Consider the following 811-nt stretch of genomic DNA (forward strand, 5'->3'; position numbering starts at 1 on the left):
AATGAACACTCTTTCAAATCTTCAAACTCTTCTCTTAAAGCCTCTAAGCGCTTCTCTAAATCTTTTAACGATCCATCAAGATCGGCTTTCAAAGCGGCTTTCAGTAAATCAAAAACGCCATTAAGCGGCGCATGTACAAAACCTCCCCCCGAATACAAAACGACCCGTACTTGAGACGGGTCGCTAATCTCTGATATCGCAAACGGTTTTAATGACATTTCAACTCCTCATGTCTTGATCCCATAAATTACACTCACATTAACGGGGCGCGTTTCAACACCACCAACCCTCTCTGCCATAAGGTGATGTTCATGATGCTCTCTGTCATTCAGACCTTCTGTTATAGGCGTTGAATAATATAAAAAATTAGCAAACGGGCTCCTGATAAACCAAGGTAAACGAGGCGGTTTATCTTTTTCTGTAAACCAAAATGGAACCTCTGAAATGCCCACTATTCGGTCAAATTCTTCATGACATCTCTTTAAGGTATCCCCACTCAAACCTACACACTCTTCGTCTATAGCTCTCTTTCGCCTTTGCAAAGAAACTTCAGAAGAAGAAACATCACGTTTTTTACGGGAAGAAAGACCTTCTGATGACGCTGGACCTATAAAATGTTCATGCGCTTTTAAAGAACAGGGTTGTATACTTGCAAAAGAACGCCAAGGGTCTAAATTGCGTTCATTATCAAGTCCCCGTAAAAATAGCCCCCGAAAATCGGGAACATTAAACGTCTCAACGCCATCCCCTTCTCCCCACGTCGTTCCTATGACACAAAATAAGTCCCAATAAACATACCGTGAATAAGCAC

The 811-nt window shown here is 41.8% G+C and carries 2 protein-coding genes; both read right to left on the reverse strand.

Features of this window, described 5'->3' with window-relative positions:
- Positions 1 to 218, reverse strand: a 218-nt coding sequence (locus ACFIJ9_RS08650; RefSeq protein ID WP_375636792.1) for a hypothetical protein, incomplete at its 3' end; no start/stop codon positions are given.
- A gap of 9 nt (positions 219 to 227) precedes the next feature.
- Positions 228 to 811, reverse strand: a 584-nt coding sequence (locus ACFIJ9_RS08655; RefSeq protein ID WP_375636793.1) for a phage tail protein, incomplete at its 5' end; no start/stop codon positions are given.

The sequence above is a fragment of the Bartonella sp. MR90HLJMH genome, assembly GCF_042194115.1.
GTDB classification, from domain to species: domain Bacteria; phylum Pseudomonadota; class Alphaproteobacteria; order Rhizobiales; family Rhizobiaceae; genus Bartonella; species Bartonella grahamii.